Source organism: Sphingomonas sp. BK036, from assembly GCF_004216825.1.
Lineage (GTDB): Bacteria > Pseudomonadota > Alphaproteobacteria > Sphingomonadales > Sphingomonadaceae > Sphingomonas.
In genome coordinates, this window is record NZ_SGXR01000004.1 from 544,371 (window position 1) to 560,876 (window position 16,506).

The 16,506-nt window shown below is 66.1% G+C and carries 22 protein-coding genes and 1 other RNA gene; 12 read left to right on the forward strand and 11 right to left on the reverse strand.

What is annotated here, in order from left to right; translation table 11 throughout:
* The first annotated feature begins 8 nt into the window (after positions 1-8).
* The 10 genes from EV283_RS09615 (at position 9) to EV283_RS09660 (ending at position 9,846) form a co-directional block, all read left to right on the forward strand.
* Complete coding sequence (locus tag EV283_RS09615; RefSeq protein ID WP_130324744.1) at positions 9-401, forward strand: M67 family metallopeptidase; 393 nt, start codon at positions 9-11, stop codon at positions 399-401.
* 235 nt (positions 402-636) lie between these two features.
* Entirely contained in the window at positions 637-1,281 is a 645-nt protein-coding gene (locus EV283_RS09620; protein WP_130324746.1) for a histidine phosphotransferase family protein, read from the forward strand.
* A gap of 90 nt (positions 1,282-1,371) precedes the next feature.
* Positions 1,372-3,657 (forward strand): chemotaxis protein CheA, encoded by a 2,286-nt coding sequence (locus tag EV283_RS09625; RefSeq protein WP_130324748.1) that lies wholly within the window; start codon positions 1,372-1,374, stop codon positions 3,655-3,657.
* Positions 3,654-4,082, forward strand: coding sequence for a chemotaxis protein CheW (locus EV283_RS09630; protein ID WP_130324750.1), 429 nt, complete (start codon positions 3,654-3,656; stop codon positions 4,080-4,082). The genes EV283_RS09625 and EV283_RS09630 overlap by 4 nt, the downstream gene beginning before the upstream one ends.
* 75 nt (positions 4,083-4,157) lie before the next feature.
* Complete coding sequence (locus tag EV283_RS09635) at positions 4,158-4,523, forward strand: response regulator (RefSeq protein ID WP_056417956.1); 366 nt, start codon at positions 4,158-4,160, stop codon at positions 4,521-4,523.
* A gap of 13 nt (positions 4,524-4,536) precedes the next feature.
* Positions 4,537-5,685 carry a chemotaxis-specific protein-glutamate methyltransferase CheB gene (gene cheB, locus EV283_RS09640; RefSeq protein WP_130324752.1) on the forward strand — a complete coding sequence of 383 codons (1,149 nt, stop codon included), beginning with the start codon at positions 4,537-4,539 and terminating at the stop codon, positions 5,683-5,685.
* 26 nt (positions 5,686-5,711) lie between these two features.
* Positions 5,712-6,563 (forward strand): protein-glutamate O-methyltransferase CheR, encoded by an 852-nt coding sequence (locus EV283_RS09645; protein WP_207223093.1) that lies wholly within the window; start codon positions 5,712-5,714, stop codon positions 6,561-6,563.
* Positions 6,564-6,670: 107 nt separating this feature from the next.
* Positions 6,671-7,360, forward strand: a complete 690-nt coding sequence (locus EV283_RS09650) for an N-acetylmuramoyl-L-alanine amidase (RefSeq protein WP_235516951.1) — start codon at positions 6,671-6,673, stop codon at positions 7,358-7,360.
* Positions 7,361-7,371: 11 nt separating this feature from the next.
* An RNA gene (gene rnpB / locus EV283_RS09655) (RNase P RNA component class A) lies at positions 7,372-7,760 on the forward strand.
* A gap of 49 nt (positions 7,761-7,809) precedes the next feature.
* On the forward strand, positions 7,810-9,846 hold the full coding sequence (locus tag EV283_RS09660; protein ID WP_130324756.1) for a hypothetical protein: 2,037 nt from the start codon (positions 7,810-7,812) through the stop codon (positions 9,844-9,846).
* A gap of 46 nt (positions 9,847-9,892) precedes the next feature.
* Here the strand turns inward: EV283_RS09660 and EV283_RS09665 are convergent, their stop codons facing one another.
* The gene (locus EV283_RS09665; protein ID WP_130324758.1) at positions 9,893-10,531 is read right to left on the reverse strand and encodes a carbonic anhydrase; all 639 of its coding nucleotides are present in this window, start codon (positions 10,529-10,531) and stop codon (positions 9,893-9,895) included.
* The gene (locus EV283_RS09670) at positions 10,528-12,108 is read right to left on the reverse strand and encodes a SulP family inorganic anion transporter (RefSeq protein ID WP_130324760.1); all 1,581 of its coding nucleotides are present in this window, start codon (positions 12,106-12,108) and stop codon (positions 10,528-10,530) included. The genes EV283_RS09665 and EV283_RS09670 overlap by 4 nt, the downstream gene beginning before the upstream one ends.
* Before the next feature lie 217 nt (positions 12,109-12,325).
* On the opposite strand from EV283_RS09670, the gene EV283_RS09675 reads away from it, so the two are divergent.
* Positions 12,326-12,865, forward strand: a complete 540-nt coding sequence (locus tag EV283_RS09675; protein ID WP_130324762.1) for a J domain-containing protein — start codon at positions 12,326-12,328, stop codon at positions 12,863-12,865.
* The gene (locus EV283_RS09680) at positions 12,862-13,161 is read left to right on the forward strand and encodes a (2Fe-2S) ferredoxin domain-containing protein (protein WP_130324764.1); all 300 of its coding nucleotides are present in this window, start codon (positions 12,862-12,864) and stop codon (positions 13,159-13,161) included. Before EV283_RS09675 ends, EV283_RS09680 begins: the two co-directional genes overlap by 4 nt.
* 110 nt (positions 13,162-13,271) lie before the next feature.
* On the opposite strand, the gene EV283_RS09685 is transcribed toward EV283_RS09680, so the two are convergent.
* The 9 genes from EV283_RS09685 to EV283_RS19130 form a co-directional block, all read right to left on the reverse strand.
* On the reverse strand, positions 13,272-13,679 hold the full coding sequence (locus tag EV283_RS09685; RefSeq protein ID WP_056417969.1) for a SufE family protein: 408 nt from the start codon (positions 13,677-13,679) through the stop codon (positions 13,272-13,274).
* A 71-nt stretch (positions 13,680-13,750) separates the two neighbouring features.
* On the reverse strand, positions 13,751-13,990 hold the full coding sequence (locus EV283_RS09690; protein WP_130324766.1) for a hypothetical protein: 240 nt from the start codon (positions 13,988-13,990) through the stop codon (positions 13,751-13,753).
* A 12-nt stretch (positions 13,991-14,002) separates the two neighbouring features.
* Positions 14,003-14,251, reverse strand: coding sequence for a hypothetical protein (locus EV283_RS09695; RefSeq protein ID WP_130324768.1), 249 nt, complete (start codon positions 14,249-14,251; stop codon positions 14,003-14,005).
* On the reverse strand, positions 14,248-14,553 hold the full coding sequence (locus EV283_RS09700; RefSeq protein WP_130324770.1) for a hypothetical protein: 306 nt from the start codon (positions 14,551-14,553) through the stop codon (positions 14,248-14,250). Before EV283_RS09700 ends, EV283_RS09695 begins: the two co-directional genes overlap by 4 nt.
* A 12-nt stretch (positions 14,554-14,565) precedes the next feature.
* Complete coding sequence (locus tag EV283_RS09705; protein WP_130324772.1) at positions 14,566-14,862, reverse strand: hypothetical protein; 297 nt, start codon at positions 14,860-14,862, stop codon at positions 14,566-14,568.
* A gap of 37 nt (positions 14,863-14,899) precedes the next feature.
* Positions 14,900-15,283 (reverse strand): envelope stress response membrane protein PspC, encoded by a 384-nt coding sequence (pspC, locus tag EV283_RS09710; RefSeq protein ID WP_130324774.1) that lies wholly within the window; start codon positions 15,281-15,283, stop codon positions 14,900-14,902.
* A 1-nt stretch (position 15,284) separates the two neighbouring features.
* Positions 15,285-15,581 carry an envelope stress response membrane protein PspB gene (gene pspB / locus EV283_RS09715; protein WP_056417988.1) on the reverse strand — a complete coding sequence of 99 codons (297 nt, stop codon included), beginning with the start codon at positions 15,579-15,581 and terminating at the stop codon, positions 15,285-15,287.
* 1 nt (position 15,582) lies between these two features.
* On the reverse strand, positions 15,583-16,248 hold the full coding sequence (pspA, locus tag EV283_RS09720) for a phage shock protein PspA (protein ID WP_055878009.1): 666 nt from the start codon (positions 16,246-16,248) through the stop codon (positions 15,583-15,585).
* A gap of 52 nt (positions 16,249-16,300) precedes the next feature.
* Positions 16,301-16,444, reverse strand: coding sequence for a hypothetical protein (locus tag EV283_RS19130; protein ID WP_165391738.1), 144 nt, complete (start codon positions 16,442-16,444; stop codon positions 16,301-16,303).
* Positions 16,445-16,506 lie beyond the last annotated feature (62 nt).

The window sequence follows — 16,506 nt, forward strand, 5'->3', positions numbered from 1 at the left end:
ATGTGGCGATGACCGTGACAATTTCAAGCGAAGTGCTGCAGCGAATGTTCGCGCAGGCGGCGGCGTCGCCCGAGGCGGAGATCTGCGGGCTGTTGCTGGGCGGCGGAGATCGGATCGAGGCGGTGGAGGCGTGCACGAATGTCGCAACGGATCCGGCGCGCGCGTTCGAGATCGATCCGACCGCGTTGTTCGCGGCCCATCGCCGGGCAAGGGCTGGTGGCGCGGCGGTGATCGGCCATTATCATTCGCACCCGTCTGGCCAACCGATCCCATCGCCGCGCGATGCGGCGCAGGCGATGGGGGACGGGGCGATATGGGTGATCCTCGGTGGCGGTGTCGCGCGGGCCTGGCGGTCGGTCGCGCTCGGCGGGTTCGTCGAGGAGGTGATCGGCTGCGTTTGACACACGACATACCGACGCACCACGAACGTGACAAAAGTCGGGATGCAAAGCCAAGAACGTTGCGCTGGATACCCTGGATCCTGACTTTCGTCAGGATGACGGAGGTTAGGCAGGTCAGGATGACGGAGGTCGGGCAGGTCAGGATGACGGAGGTCAGGCAGAGACGTGTCGTACCTCCACCCTTGCGCGCCGCCGATGTCACCGCCAGAAGACACGCCGTAAATAGGGGATTTTCATGACGGTCAGCCCGGTCGATTTCGCGAGCCTGCTGTGTTCGCGCCTGTGCCACGACCTGCTGTCGCCGGTGGGGGCGCTCAACAACGGGTTGGAGCTGCTTGCCGACGAGACCGATCCGGCGATGCGCGAGCGCGTCATGCAATTGCTGGCCGACAGCGCGCGCGCATCCGCCAGCAAGCTCAAATTCTTCCGGCTCGCCTTCGGAGCCGCGGGCGGGTTCGGCGAGCTGGTCGACACGCATGAGGCCCGCAACGCGATCGAGGGGCTGGTCGCGGAAAACAAGCGGATCACGTTCGTCTGGGGGGTCGAGGCGTCGGCAATGCCCAAATCGGCGGTGAAGGTGCTGCTCAACCTCGTGCTCGTCGCGACCGAATCGTTGGTGCGGGGCGGGACGATGGAGGTCGGCGGCGAGGAGAATGACGGGCAGCTCGAGATCGTCGTGAAGATCGAGGGTGCGCGGATCGTCCTCGACCCCGAGATCCGCCGCACCCTGGTCGAAGGTGAAGGCGCCCAGACCGTCACGCCGCGGGCGGCTGCGGCCTATCTGATCAACACGGTGGTCGCCGAGGCCGGCGGGACGGTGATCATGTCCGAGCCGGCCGAGGGGATCATGATCTTCGGCGCGGTCTTCGCGGCGCGCTGACCCAGCGTTCGCTGTTCCCGGGCTCGTGCGCCAGAGCTAACGCCCTCTTAACCTCCACCGTGCATGACAGGCCTCGAACGCGGGGCTCGCATGGACGATCTTTTACAGGAATTCATTGCCGAGACGCGCGAAACGCTGGAAGCGATTGCCGGCGAGATTGTCGCGTGGGAGGCCGAACCCGCCGATAGCGCGCGGCTCGACGCGATCTTCCGCTTCGTCCACACCGTCAAGGGAAGCTGCGGGTTTCTCGACCTGCCGAGGCTCGCACGCCTGAGCCACGCGGCGGAGGACGTGCTCGCCGCGGTTCGCGACGGTAAGCGCACGCCCGATACCGCGCTCGTCAACGCAGTGCTGGGGATCGTCGATCGGATCGCGGCGATCGTCGAGGCGATCGATGCCGGCGCATCGCTCGACGATGCGGACGAGGACGTGCTGATTGCCGCCCTCGCGCCCGATGCGCAGCCGCGCGCACAGATCCAGGCAGCGCCGCAGAACCGCGCCGCAAGCCGCAGCGTCCGCCTGAACGTCGACCTGCTCGATCACATGATGAGCGGCATGTCCGAGATGGTGCTGGCGCGCAACGAACTCGCGCGCAGGTTGCGCGACAGCGACGTCGATCCGCAGGTCGAGGCGGCGCTCGAGCGGCTCTCGCTCACCGTCGCCGACATGCGCGACACCGTCACGCGTACGCGGATGCAAAAGGTCGATGCGCTGTTCTCGGCACTGCCGCGGATGGTCCGCGACACCAGCGCCGAGCTAGCCAAGAGCGTCGACCTGGTGATCGAAGGCGCCGATGTCGAGCTCGATCGCGAGATGATCGAGCTGATGCGCGATCCGCTCGGCCATATCATCCGCAACGCGATCGACCATGGCATCGAGACACCGACGGAGCGACGTGCGGCGGGCAAGCCGTTGACCGGACGCCTGATCGTGTCGGCGCGGCAGTCGGGCAACCAGATCCTCATCGAGATTGCCGATGACGGCAAGGGCATCGATGTCGCGCGGATCGTCGCCAAGGCGGCCGAAAAGCGGCTGTACGGCGTCGCCGAACTGGCCGCGATGAGCGAGGCCACCAAGCTCGACCTGATCTTCGCGCCGGGTCTGTCGAGCCGCGACACGGTCACCGCGATCTCGGGGCGCGGCGTCGGCATGGATGTCGTGCGCGCCAATATCGAACAGATCGGCGGCCGCATCGTTCTGACGAACGATCCGGGCCGGGGCTTGCGGATCGTCATCCATGTGCCGCTGACATTGTCGATCCTGTCGACGATCATCGTCGGCGTGGGCGCGCAGCGGTTCGCCTTGCCGCGCCAGGCGATCGAGGAGATCGTCATGGTTCGCGGCAACCAGGTGCGGATCGAGACGATCGGCGACGCTGCCACGGTCACGGTGCGCGGCAAGCGGATGCCGCTGGTATCGCTGGGCGAACTGCTGGATCTGAACGGCGACACGCCCCCGACGCTGGTGATCGTCTCGACGCGCGAGGGCGATTATGCGCTCGGCGTCGATACCGTGCTCGACACCGAGGAGCTCGTCGTCAAGCCTGCGTCGCCCGCGGTGATGGCGACCGGCGTCTATGCGGGCAAGACCTTGCCCGACAACGGCTTGCCGATGCTGTTGCTCGATGCCGCCGGGATCGCCGCGGTGGCCGGGTTGCGGTTCACGCCCGTCGTCGCGGCGGCGGCGGCGGTCGAGGAGGTGGTGCCGGGGGTGCCCGCGTTGCTGTTCGACGATCTCGACGGCCAGCGCCGGGCGATCGCGCTGGCGGTGATCGACCGTGTCGAGCCGGTGCCGACCGAGGCGATCCGCTGGTCGGGCGGGGCGCTGCGCCTGTCGATCGGCGAAACGATCATTCCGCTCCACGCGGTCGCCGAACTGGGTGCGCGCACCGAGGTGGCGGTGTTGCGCCTGACCGATGGCGAAAGCGAAATGGCCTATGCGATCGCAGAGGCGATCGAGATCGTCGCGCTGCCGACGGATATGGCGCCCGCACGCGGCACCGGGCCGATCGCCGGCGTGGTCATGATCGCGGGCGAGCAGATCGAGCTGGTCGATCCGCATGCGCTGTTCGCCGGGCAGCCGGTGACGCTCGGGTCGCTGCCGGTATGCCTGTTGCAGGTCGACGGATCGGGCTGGATGGAGACGTTCCTGAAACCCGCGCTCGAAGCGTCGGGTTATCGCTGCGTGACGGCGCTGGCGGCGGGCGAAACGGCGGCGGTGGCGCTGGCGATGGAGGACGCGCCGGTTCGCGAGACGCTGGCACCGGTCGTGACGCTGCGCCGGATGCCGACCGCCGAGCGCGACGACGATCCGAGCATCTATCGGTACGACCGGCCGGCGTTGATCGCCGCGCTCGCAGCACGGAGGGCGATGTGAGCGAATTGTTCCTGGTGGCGCATGTCGCGGGTCGCGGCGTCGCGATCGCCGCAACCCAGGTCGAATCGGTGGTCGATATCGGCGAGATCGTCGCGGTCCCGCGTGCGGAGGCGTTTGTCCGCGGACTGGCGGCGTTGCGCAGCCGGGTGGTGACGGTGATCGACACCGGCACCGCGCTGGGGCTGGCGCCGACCCCGGATGACGTCAGGCGCGCGGTCATCACCGTCTTCGAAGGGCATCATTACGCGATCCTGGTCGACTCGGTCGAGGACGTCGCGCCGTCCGAGCGCTTGCCGCTGTCGTCGGGCATGGCGCTGCATCGCGGCTGGGCGTCGGCGGGGATCGGTATCGTCGAGCGTGACGGCGAACCGCTGCTGATCCTCGATCTCGCCGCCATCATTTCGGACACCGCCTTGGCCGCCTGAATCTTCCCCTGTTTAACCCGGTGCTTACGCTTTCCTGCGCAGACCGGTTTCACGATTTTCCCCGGAAGGCTTTCCATGAAGACCTGTCTCGTCGTCGATGACTCCAAGGTGATCCGCAAGGTCGCGCGCCATATCCTGGAGACGCTCGACTTTACCGTGACCGAAGCCTGTGACGGCCGCGAGGCGCTGGCTGCGTGCATGGCGTCGATCCCCGACGTGATCCTGCTCGACTGGAACATGCCGGTCATGAGCGGGATGGATTTCCTCCGCGCGCTGCGCGAGGCCGATGTCCCGAGCCGGCCGAAAGTGGTGTTCTGCACGACCGAGAACGGCATGGCGTATATCCGCGCGGCGATTGAGGCCGGGGCGGACGAATATGTCATGAAGCCGTTCGATCGCGAGACGCTCGAATCGAAGCTCCAGATCGTCGGCATGGCCTGATCCGGTCCGGACGATGGCCAGTCGGTCCCCTCCCGTGCCGCGACCCGATCGTGCCGGCCCCCAGGCGGACGGTTTCGCGCGGGTCCTGATCGTCGATGATTCGGTGGTCGCGCGCGCAGTGATCGCGCGGCTGATCGATGCGAGCGACCGGTTCTCGGTGGTGGGCGCGGTCGGCACGGCGCAGGCGGCGCTGGAGTTTCTGGCGCGCGCGACGGTCGAGTTCATCCTGCTCGACATCGAGATGCCGGGCGTCGACGGGCTGACCGCGCTCCCCGACCTGATCGCGGCGGGGCAGGGGGCCAAGGTGCTGATCGTGTCGTCCTCCGCCGACGATGGCGCGGCGGCCTCCGTCCAGGCGCTTGCGCTGGGGGCGGCGGAGACGTTGATCAAGCCGTCGGCGGGGGCGCTGTCGGGGCGGTTCGGCGCCGCGCTCGTGGGCAAGCTCGAACGGCTGTGCGAGCATCCGGCGCTGATGCCGCCGGCGATCGTCGTCCGTCCGCCGGCTGCGGCGCCGGCGCCGGTGCCGTCCGCGCAACCGGTACCACGGCCTGCGCCGACGACGCATCGCACCCGTGCGGCGAGCGACGACTATGACATCGTCGCGATCGGCGCCTCGACCGGCGGCATCCATGCGCTGAGCCAGGTCTTCCGCGAACTCCCGGCCGGATTCCGGTTGCCGATCGTGATCACGCAGCATCTGCCCGCATCGTTCATGCCCTATTTCGCGGCGCAGATCGCGTTGCTTGCGGGACGTCCCTGCGATGTCGCGACCGATCGGCTGCGTGTGCGTCCGGGGCGCATCATCGTCGCACCGGGCGATGCGCATCTGAAATGCGTCGCGCTGGGCGAGGACGGGGCCGCATTCCGCCTGACCCATGAGCTTGCGGGCAGCGGATGCATGCCGTCGGTCGATCCGATGCTCGCGTCGATCGCCGAGGTCTATGGCGCGCGAATGATCGCGATCATCCTCAGCGGGATGGGGCGCGACGGTGCGGAGGGCGCGCGGCGCGTGCGCGATCGCGGCGGCTGCGTCATCGCGCAGGACCAGAAGAGTTCGGTCGTCTGGGGCATGCCGGGCGCGGTGGCGGCCGCGGGAGTCGCCGATGCCGTGCTGCCGCCCGATGCGATCGGCCGCCTCGTCGCGACTCGGCGCCGGCCATGACGCTCGCCAAATCGCCCCCCGTCGCTATGCCGGTCGTTGGGCCGGTCGCGGCATCGCAGACCGCGATCAGCGTGCTCACCGCACTGCTCGAGGCGCGGACCGGCCAGCAGATCGCGGCGTATCGATCGTGGCGGCTCGATACCGCGCTGAAGCCGCTGTTGCGCGACCGCAAGCTCGACACGCTCGACCAGCTGGTGACGCAACTGCTCGAAGGCAGCGATCGCCTGATCGGCGACCGGATCGTCGACGCGCTCGTCAACCAGGAAACCTCGTTCTTCCGCGACGCGCAGGTCTTCGAGCTGCTCGTCGAGGCGGTCGCGGCGGCGCAGGCCGAGCGTCGCCGGGTCCGGATCTGGTGCGCGGGATGCTCGACCGGGCAGGAGCCGCTGTCGCTGGCCATGGCGTTTGCCGAACGGCACCAGACGAGCGGTGCGCCGATGCCCGAGATCGTTGCGACGGACGTATCCGAAGCCGCCTTGGCGCGCGCCCGCGCGGGGCGCTTCTCGCAATTCGAGATCCAGCGCGGCCTGCCCGTGCGACAGATGATCCGCTGGTTCGACACGACGGGCAGCGACTGGGTGGCAAAACCGGAACTGGTCAAGCTGGTCACCTTCCGACGGATGAACCTGGTCTCCGATCAACCCCCGCCGGGGCGGTTCGATATCATCCTGTGCCGCAACGTCCTGCTGTACCTGTCCACCCAGACCAAGACGCATGTGTTTCCGAAGCTGGCGGACGCGCTGAACCCAGGCGGCATGCTGGTGCTCGGCGCGGGCGAGACGGTCATCGGCCAGACCAGCGCGTTCGAACCCAGCAAGGGGTTTCGCGGCTTCTATCAGCTCCAGGGCGAAGAGGGGCGCAGCCAAGCCGTCGGTTGAGGCGCCGCGGCGATCACCGCGTTGTTTTCCGCAGCCTATTACCTCGGCGGTCGGTTGTCGCTAATGCTGTAGCCAGGCATTGCCGAACGGCTTGAAGGGAAGCTGGCTTGAAGTTTATCGAGACTCCGTCACCCAATTTCGACGACCGTTCGCTGCCTGTCACGATGGTGGTGTTGCACTATACCGGCATGCAGGACGGCGCGTCGGCGATCGCGCGGCTCCGCGATCCCGAGGCGAAGGTCTCATCGCATTATCTGGTCGAGGAGGACGGCACCGTCCTGCGGATGGTCGCGGAGGACAAGCGTGCCTGGCATGCCGGGCGGTCGCACTGGCGCGGGGTCGAGGACGTCAACTCGGCGAGCATCGGCATCGAGATCGTCAATCCCGGGCACGAGTTCGGCTATCGCCCATTCCCGCCCGAACAGATCGCATCGGTCGTGGCGCTGGTGGCCGAGATCAAGGATCGCCACGAAATCACCCGCGGCAATATCGTCGGCCATTCGGACATCGCGCCGACGCGCAAGCGCGATCCGGGCGAGCTGTTCCCATGGCACGAGCTCGCGCGGCGGCGGCTCGCGCTGCCACGCCCGACCAAGAACCTAATGGATCCCGGCTGGACCGAAGGCGGCTTCTGTCTCGCGCTCGAACGCTTCGGCTATGATGTCGAGAACCGGATGGCGGCGACGATGGCGTTCCAGCGCCGGTTCCGCCCCGAGCTGGTCGATGGCGAAGTCGATGCGGAATGCCGCTGCATTCTTCTTGCTTTGCTGCTTCCCAAACCGATGGGCGACGACTAGGGGTCTGCGCGCCAGAGGGTCGGGCGGCCGCGGGGGTGTCGTAATGGCATCCGCGAGGAAAGTCCGGGCTCCGCGAAACGACGGTGCCGGGTAACGCCCGGCGAGGGTGACCTCAGGGAAAGTGCCACAGAGAGCAGACGGCCAACCCTCGGCGCAAGCCGGGGCGGTCAGAGTGAAAGGGTGCGGTAAGAGCGCACCGCGCGCCTGGTAACAGGGGCGGCACGGCAAACCCCACCGGGAGCAAGATCGAATAGGGGTGGCACATGGGCTTCGTTTCAGCTCGTCACCCGGGTTGATTGCTTGAGGCGGCGGGCAACCGTCGTCCTAGAGGAATGGTCGCCTAACTTTCGACCGAAGGGTCGGAAATGGACAGAACCCGGCTTACAGACCCTCTGGCATCCTTCTCCGAACCATTGCAGACTGCCGGTCAATAACACCGGGGGGGCTGGATGCGTTTCAAGAGTATAGTTTTGCTGGGCGCTTGCGTTGGCGCTCTGTCGGTCGGCGCGGTGCATGCGGTGGCACAGGGTCCCGCCGCCAGTGCGCCGGCGACGACGGTTCAACAGGATTTCGATGCCGCCGCGGCGCTGGACGCGACGAACGATCGCGCCGCATCCTTGGCGGCCTGGACCAAGCTCGAGGCTCGAACCAAGCCCGGGTCGCGCAGCCGCGGCATCGTCCTGGTCCGCCAGGCCCCCATCTTCTTTTCACTCAACCGCGCGGACGAGGCCGTCGCTGCGGCGCGCGCGGGCCTGGCGCTGCTGCCCGAGGGCGATCCGACATTGGCGGAAGATCGGACGCGGGCCTATCTGATCATCGGTCGGATCGCGACGGATACGCTGGACTATGCCGGTGCCGTTGCCGCGCTCGAAAAGGCGGAAGCCGGCGCGGTCAGCAGCGGGGACAAGCTGGGTGCGATGCTGGCCTTGGTATCGGTGCAGATCTTCATCGACCCGGTCGCGGCGGCCGCAACGCTCGGCCGCAGCGATGCGCTGGCGGCGACACTGAAGCTCGAAAAGTCAGTGACCGCGCAATTTGGCCGGCAGCGGACGGTGTTACGGCTCAACACCGGCGATCTGGCCGGCGCGCGTGCCAGCGCATTGCGCACGATCCAGTTGCTGGGCGGTCTGGAAACGTTGAAGATCGACACCACCGACGTTGCCGCGCGCTCCGATGCCGCGATCGCGTTCCTGCTCAGCGGCAATGCGGACGAAGCGCGGCGCTACATGGCGCTTACCGGTGCCGGCCGTATGGTGAAGGGGTCGTTCGACCCCGCCGCCGAGATGCGATCGCCTGATTGTGGCGGCGAGGCGGGGTTAAAGCCGCAGGACGTCGCGGTCGTCGACTTCACCATCGCAAGCGACGGGACCATCGCGCAGGCGACTCCGGTCTACGCGGCCGGCGGCGGCAGGGTGGCGATCGAGTTCGCGCGAGCGGTCAAGGGCTGGTCGTGGCCGATCGATAGCGTCGCGGCGATCCCTACGTTCTTCCGCTATCATGCCCGCGTCGAGATGCGCTGTTCTACCGCCTTCGAGCGTCCCTCCGTTAGCGACGGCCTGGACGGCGTGCTCGAACAATGGCTGATGTCGAAGGGGGTGGCGATACCGCCCGAGGCTACCGGATCGCAGGCCGCCGCCGTCACGGCGCAACGCGCTGCACTGGCCGCGGCCATGGCCCGATCGCCGAATAGCCTTGAAACGCTTGCGGCCATCCAGCGGTTGAACAGCAACCCGGTCGTGCCGCGCGAAGAGAGGGCAGCCTTATACTCTCGAGGGCTCGCGATCGCGATTGCCAATGGTGTACCGGCCAGTGCGCGGCTGGCGCTCGACCTGCCGGGGCGCCTCAGCGCGGTTACCGATCTGTGGAAGCCCGGGGTCTACGAGAATGCGCTGACGCCGATGGTGTCCGAACCCGCTTATGTAAACGATCCGCAGGCGCGTGCCGCTATCCGGCTGATGATCGTCGATGGCGCAGTCGCACGGGCGCGAAAGTCGGAGAAGAACGACGCGGCGATCGTGACGCTGCGACAGGTCGCCGACGACAAGGCATTGCAACCCAACGATCCGTTGCGCGTCGGGGCACTGATCCGTCTCGCCTCGATCGAGGAACGGTCCGGGCAGATCGATGCAGCGCGCGCGACATTCGCGTCCAGCGGTCTTACCGCCAACCAATGCGCGATCATGGATGCACCGCCCAAGATGGTGTCGATGCCCGGCGCCGAAGCGTTCCCCATGGAGGCGCAGCGCTGGGGGTTCGAGGGCTGGACCCAAGTCCAGTATGATATCGGTGCCGACGGCAATGTGGTCAACCAGCGCGCGCTGCTGAGTTATCCGCCCTTCATCTTCTCGGAGGCGGGTACGAAGTTCTTCGACAAGGCGAAATACGCCAAGACGTACAGGCCCGATGGTGGCCTTGGTTGCGGTGCCACGACGACGCGTGTCAGATTCCTGCTGCCGGGCTCGCCACAGCGCCCCTCGTCCAGCTGAACCAGGCCCTGCTTCCCGCGTCTGGCGGGAAGCAGGGGCCAAACACTTACACCAGCACCTTGTCCGGTCGGCCCACGTCTTCGAGGACCGTGCTCGCGTCGATCTCCATCATCGGTTTGATCAGCCCGTCGCGGATGTCGTAGACCCAGCCGTGCAGCAGCACCTGCTGGCCACGCGCGAACGCACCCTGGATCGTCGCGGTGCGCGCGAGCCGGACGAGCTGGTCGCGGACGTTGACCTCGACCAGCCGGTTGACCTTCTGCTCGCGGTCGGGCTGTGCGTCGATCTCGTCGGCATGGTCGTGCATCACGCAGCGCGCGGTCGACAACCAGTCGTCGACCGGGCCGGTCGTGCCGCCGTCGAGCGTCGCGCGGATTCCGCCGCACGCGTAATGGCCGCAGATGATGATGTGCCGCACGCCGAGCACGTCAACGGCATATTGCAGCACCGACATCAGGTTCGTGTCGTCGTCCTTGACCAGGTTGGCGATGTTGCGGTGGATGAACATGTTGCCCGGCGGCGTCATCGTCATCTGTTCCGGGCTGACTCGGCTGTCCGAACAGCCGATCCACAGGAACTCGGGGTTCTGGCCGACGAGCTGGCGCTGGAAGAAGTCGGGGCTCTCCTCGATGATCTCGGCCGACCACGCCTTGTTGGCGAGCAGGAGCTGTTTGTACTGCCTCATGCGAAACGGACCTCGGTCTGGGGGGCGTTGATCAGTTTCACCGTGCGCAGTGCCAGGTCACCGCGGATCAACACGGTGATGCCGCGATACTTGGCGCCCTTGATGAAGGCGTTGATGATGTCGATGTTGTCGAGATCGACATAGCTAGTCGACGACAGATCGATCAGCAGGTTCGCGTTGTCGGGCACCCGGTCGAGCGATTTCTGCAGCTCGTATTTATGGATGAAATACAGGTTGCGGCGCGCGCGGACGAGGCAGTCTTCGTCGTCGCAGGCGAAGGTGATCGCAGTGCGGAAGTTGCGCGCCACGACGAACACGAAGCCGACCGCAAGGCCGATCACGATACCCTCAAGCAGATCGGTGAACAGGATCGCGCCGACCGTGACGACGAACGGGATGAACTGAGTCCAGCCCTGCTTGTAGCGTTCGGTGAACAGCTTGGGCTTGGTGAGCTTGTAGCCGGTCGCGATCAGCACCGCGGCGAGCGCGGACAGCGGGATCAGGTTGAGCACCGCCGGGATCAGCGCGACGCTGACCAGCAGCCAGAAGCCGTGCAGCATCGTCGACAGCTTGCTCTCGGCCTTGGCGTCGACATTGGCGGACGAGCGCACGATCACCGAGGTGACGGGGAGGCCACCGATCAGCCCGGACAGGATGTTGCCGCCGCCCTGCGCCATCAATTCCCAGTTCTTGTCGGTCGAGCGGCGGCGCGGATCGATCTCGTCGACCGCCTTGACGCTCAGCAGCGATTCGAGGCTGGCGACGATCGCGAGCGTGACCGCGCTGCTCCAGACCACGCCCATCGTGATTCCGGAGAAATCGGGAAAGGTGAACAGCGATGGAAATTGCGACAGAGTCTGCGTGACCGGCACCTGGACCAGATGCGTCGCCTTGAGGTGCCATTCGGGCTTTACCGCACCGAGCAGCATGTTGCCGAAGATCCCGATCAGCACGACCACCAGCGGGCCGGGGACGAAGCGCAGCGGGCCGTTCTTCGGCTTGGCGCCGTCCCACCAGAACAGGAAGGCGAGACTGACCGACGCGATCAGGATCGCGCCCGGGGTCACCGCGGCGCTGAGGCTTTCGAGGATCCGCGAAAAGGTGTTGATGCCGTTTGCCGTGCTGAATTCGAAGATGCCCTCGGCTTCGCGATCGAAGCCGACTGCGTGCGGGATCTGCTTGAGGATCAGGATCAGGCCGATCGCCGCGAGCATCCCGGTGATGACCGAGGACGGTACGAATTCGCTGAGAATGCCCGCGCGTGTCAGCGAGAAGCAGATCTGCAGCACGCCGGCGAGCACGACCGCCATCAGGAACATCTGGTAGCTCGGCATGCTCTCGATCGCGGTCAGCACGATCACCGTCAGGCCGGCGGCGGGGCCGCTGACCGACAGCGGCGATTTCGAGAACAGCCCGACGGCGATACCCCCGACGATCCCCGAGATAATGCCGGCGAACAGCGGTGCGCCAGACGCGAGTGCGACGCCGAGACAGAGGGGAAGCGCGACCAGCGCGACGACGATGGAGGCGGGAAGATCCGCGCGCCATGTGGTAAGCTTGGGGATTAAAGTCGGCACCAGGGCTCCTGTCGCTGAGGTGTCGGCTGGGAATACGTCCGACCCGGACGCATCTATCCATGCCACATGACAAATAGTTCATGTTCACTAATCGATGAACGGTGACTGACTCAAGGTGGAATGTTGCGGCGCGAAATATTGTCCATAGCGCGGGAGTTTGGGCCGCTATGACGGCATGCGGTTGCGTTGTCCGTGCGGACGCCTATCTCGGGCCGCTATGGCGAGAAGCACGACACGATCTTCCGACTGGGGTTTTCCACGCTGGCGCGCTTATGGCGCAAGCACGGAGGCGGTGACGGTCCGGCTGTGCGATCGGCATGGTTGCAACGAGCCCGGCAACTGCCCCGCGCCGAAATCGCCCAACAGCCCGGACCGCTGGTATTTCTGCATGAACCATGCGGGCGAGTATAATCGCGGCTGGAATTACTTCGAAGGCTTGAGCGCGGAGGAAGCCGCCGAGCGCGAAGCCGCGGAGACGCGGACCGCCGACGGCTATGCCGATCCGAAGCATTATGCCTGGGCGGGTTCGGGCGACGGCAGCCGCTCGCGCGACGAGATGCGCGCGCTGGAGGTGTTGCAACTCGAGCCGGATGCGACGTTCGAGGATGTACGCGCAGCGTGGCGGCGGATGGCCAAGGCGAACCACCCCGATGTGCGGCCCGGCGACAAGGACGCGGCGTCGCGGTTCCAGGGCGTACAGGCAGCGTATGAAGTGCTGCGTGCGGCCGAAGACGCGCGGACGTGGAAGCCGGCATGATCCGCGTGCTTGCCAGCCGGTGGCAGGGAAGCGTGCTGGTCTGCGGCAAATGCTCGAAGAAGCTCGGCGGCGGGTTCGGCGAGAAGGGGCGCACGCCACTCGCCAAGATGCTGCGCGCGGTGCTTGGGCTGAAGAAGGGCCGGAAAGCGGAGCGCGGCGTGGTCGAGGTGAAGTGCCTTGGGGTTTGCCCGAAGAACGCCGTGGTGATGGTCGACGGTGCGCGACCCAATCGGTGGCTGCTCGTTCCGGCAGGCGCGGATGCGAGCGAGGTTGTCGCGACCCTTACCGAACGCTAGCGTGCCCTCACCCTCGCCGCCTTCGGCGTCTCTCCCTCTCCCCGATGGGGAGAGGGAAGGGGCCCGCGCGACGCTTGCCGCGTGGGAAGGGTGAGGGCGCGGTTTTCGCGTTAAGCCGCGTAGCGCTCTGCGGTTTCACGGATGAGCGCGATCATGTTCGGGATGCCTTGCGTGCGGTTCGAGCTCAGCTGCTTGCTCAGATCGAAGGGTTCGAGTTCCGCCTTGATGTCGGTCGCGACGATCGCGCCTGGCGCCTGATCCTGGACCGTCAGCAGCACCAGCGCGATGATCCCCTTGGTGATCGCGGCATTCGAGTCCGCGAGGAAATGCAGTCGGCCGTCGTCGGTCGTGGTCGGATACACCCACACCGACGCCGAACATCCGCGCACCAACGTCGCATCGGTCTTGAGCGCATCGGGCATCGGTTCGAGCTCGCGCCCCAGATCGATTAGCAGGCGATAGCGATCGTCGGGTTCGAGGAAGTCATATTCCTCGCGGATGTCGGTGAGAGTGGCCATGGCGCGGATCGGTAGCGGGTCGACGGTGGCGCTTCAACAAGATGTTCCCCCGCAAAGGCGGGGGAGGGGCCTCAGAGATCGACCCCGGCGGCGATCGCCTCGAGCTTCTTGATGCGCTCCTTCAAGTCCGCGATCTCGATCCGCGATCCGGTCGACACCGCGACGGGCATGCGCCCATCCTGCGCGTGGTCCAGCTCCAGCCGCCGCAGCGACAACCAGCCGCGCCATCCGGCCAATCCGGCGCCGACGATCATCGCGAGGCCCGCAAGGCTCGCCAGTGCAAGCGTGATATAGACGTTGGGTTCGATCATGTCCGCCTCCTCTTAGCGGTCGCGAAGCCGCTCGATCTCTCGGTCGAGATCGACGCTCTTGTGGTTGTCGGTGATCACGCGCTCCAGCACCTGGATACGCTCCTTCATCTGCTTCACTTCGTCGCGAAGCCGCGCCGCCTCGGGATCGTTCACCAGCGAGACGCCCTCGCCGCGCCGGACGCTTTTGTGACGCGCCTTGAAGAGGCTGGTGACCATCACGATCAGGACGATCATCACGACCATCACCTGTCCACCATTCATGATCTCATCTCCTGTGTCGTCTTGGTTCCGTTGAGCGGGCGATCGTCGCGGAGCAGTTCGATCTCGTCCGACAGTTCGATCCCGCGGTCGGTGACGATCCGTTCGAGAACGCGGACGCGCTGTTCGAGACGTTCCGTGTGAGCAGCATACTGCGCCGCCTTTTCCGCGGTCTGCGCATTCAGCGCGGTGGCCATCGTTTCCTTGTGCCGCAACCAGCCCTTGAACATCCCGCTGCCGATACCGAGCGTGACTGGCACGCCGACACAGACAATGGCGAGCATGAAAACCGTGAATCCATCCATGACCGATGTTCCTCAGCGATTGCGGAGCGCTTCGATCTCGCGGGCGGTACGCTCGGCGGGATCGGTGGCGATGCGTTCGAGGACCGCGATCCGTTCCTCGAGCCGCGAGACCTGACCGGTCAGGCGCTCATTTTCGCTCGCGAGCAGAGCGACCTTGCGGTTCCCGTCGGGATCGCCCGGGTGGGTCTTGCCGCTCCATTCGTCCTCCAGCGCATAGCCATGCTTCGCGCGGATCCATGTGTTGATCACCCATCCGATCGTCGAGATCGCGATGATCGCGAGCACGAATCCAGGTCCACCCCATCCCATCTCACTTCTCCTTGAACCCCTGTTCCGGGGGTGCGTCTCAGCGCAGGCTGTCGATCTCTGCCGCGAGGCTGTTGCTTGAGCGGCTGGTGTAGTGCGTCTCGATGTCGGCGAGGCGGCGGTCGATGTCGCGGAACTTGCTGCGGACCTCGGCGGTCGACCGCTTCGGGTTCGAGCGGACGCCCTGCCAGAACTTCGCGTCGTCGGGCGTCTCGTACAGGCCGATCGGCTTGGCATTTCCCATCCAGGCGACCATCCAATAGGCGATCAGCGTCCAGGGAAAGCCTCCGGCAAGCGTGAGCACGACCACGGCGACCCGAACGAAGAGTACGTCGATCCCCGTATAATCGGCGATCCCGGCGCAAACGCCCTTCCACTTGGCATTCTGCTTATCGAGATAAAACTGGGTGCGGCTACCAGACATTTCAGTTCCTCCGATCCAGGGTGCGATCAATGGGGCGTTCGGACTGACGGTCCGACAGATAGGGCGATTGCGTCGTGCCGAGGCCCGGCTTCCAGTCGGGATTGTCCGCGGCGATGATCCGCTCGACGGTCATCACCCGGTCTTCGAGACGGCGGGCGAGCATCTGCATCTCATCGAGTAGCTTCTCGTCTTCCACCGTGATCCGCGGGGCCTGCTTCCACTTGGTGATGTAGTGCAGGATCAGCCAGGGCAGTCCGACAAGCGCGCCAAGGATGGCGACGAGTCCTTCGAAATCCATCTCAATCGTCCTTCTTCATGCGCGCCTTGAGCGCGGCGAGCTGGGCGTCGACCTTGTCGTTGCTGCGCAGTTCGGCGATTTCCTCTTCGAGCGTCTTGACGACCCCGAGCCCCATCGCGTCCGCGCGGCCCTCGGCCTCGTCGACGCGGCGGTCGAGGATGTCGAAGCGGCTGAACGCCTCGTGCGTCTTCGGGCCGTTGTACATCTCGCGCAGCCGGGTGCGGTTGTTCGCGCTCTCGAGCCGGGTCTGCACCGCGTTCTGCTTGGTGCGCGCCTCGCGCAGCTTGGTCTGCAGCTTGGCGATGTCCTCTTCGGACGCGCGCAGCGCATCGTCGAGCACGCCGACCTCGGCCTTCAGTTGCTCGGCCATGTCGAACGCCTTCTGGCGCTCGACCAGCGCGGCCTTGGCGAGGTCCTCGCGGTCTTTGCTGAGCGCCAGCTCGGCCTTTTCGGTCCAGTTGTCCTGGAGCTGTTCGAGCTTCGAGATATGGCGGCGCATCTCCTTCTGGTCGGCGATGGTACGCGCGGCTGAGGCGCGAACCTCGACCAGCGTCTCCTCCATTTCGAGGATGATCATGCGGATCATCTTCGACGGGTCCTCGGCCTTCTCGATGAGATCGGCGAAGTTGGCGGCGACGATGTCGCGGGTGCGGGAAAAGATGCCCATGTAATTCCTACTCCAGGGGTCGGCCCGACGCTCTTGCGAGTCCGTCGGGATATTATGCCACAATCGCGGTGTGTACCGCGACAGGCGCTGCGGTGGTTGCCGTGGCCGGGCCGACTGCGCCGAGCACGCAGGTGGTGCTGAAGACGATGGTGCAGAGGACGGCGGCGACGGTGCGGGCGATGTCGGTCTTGATCATGGTTGGTCCCCTTTAAGGATGGTCGTTTCCGCGGTTTGGCGGGTTGCCCGAAGCATTGCATC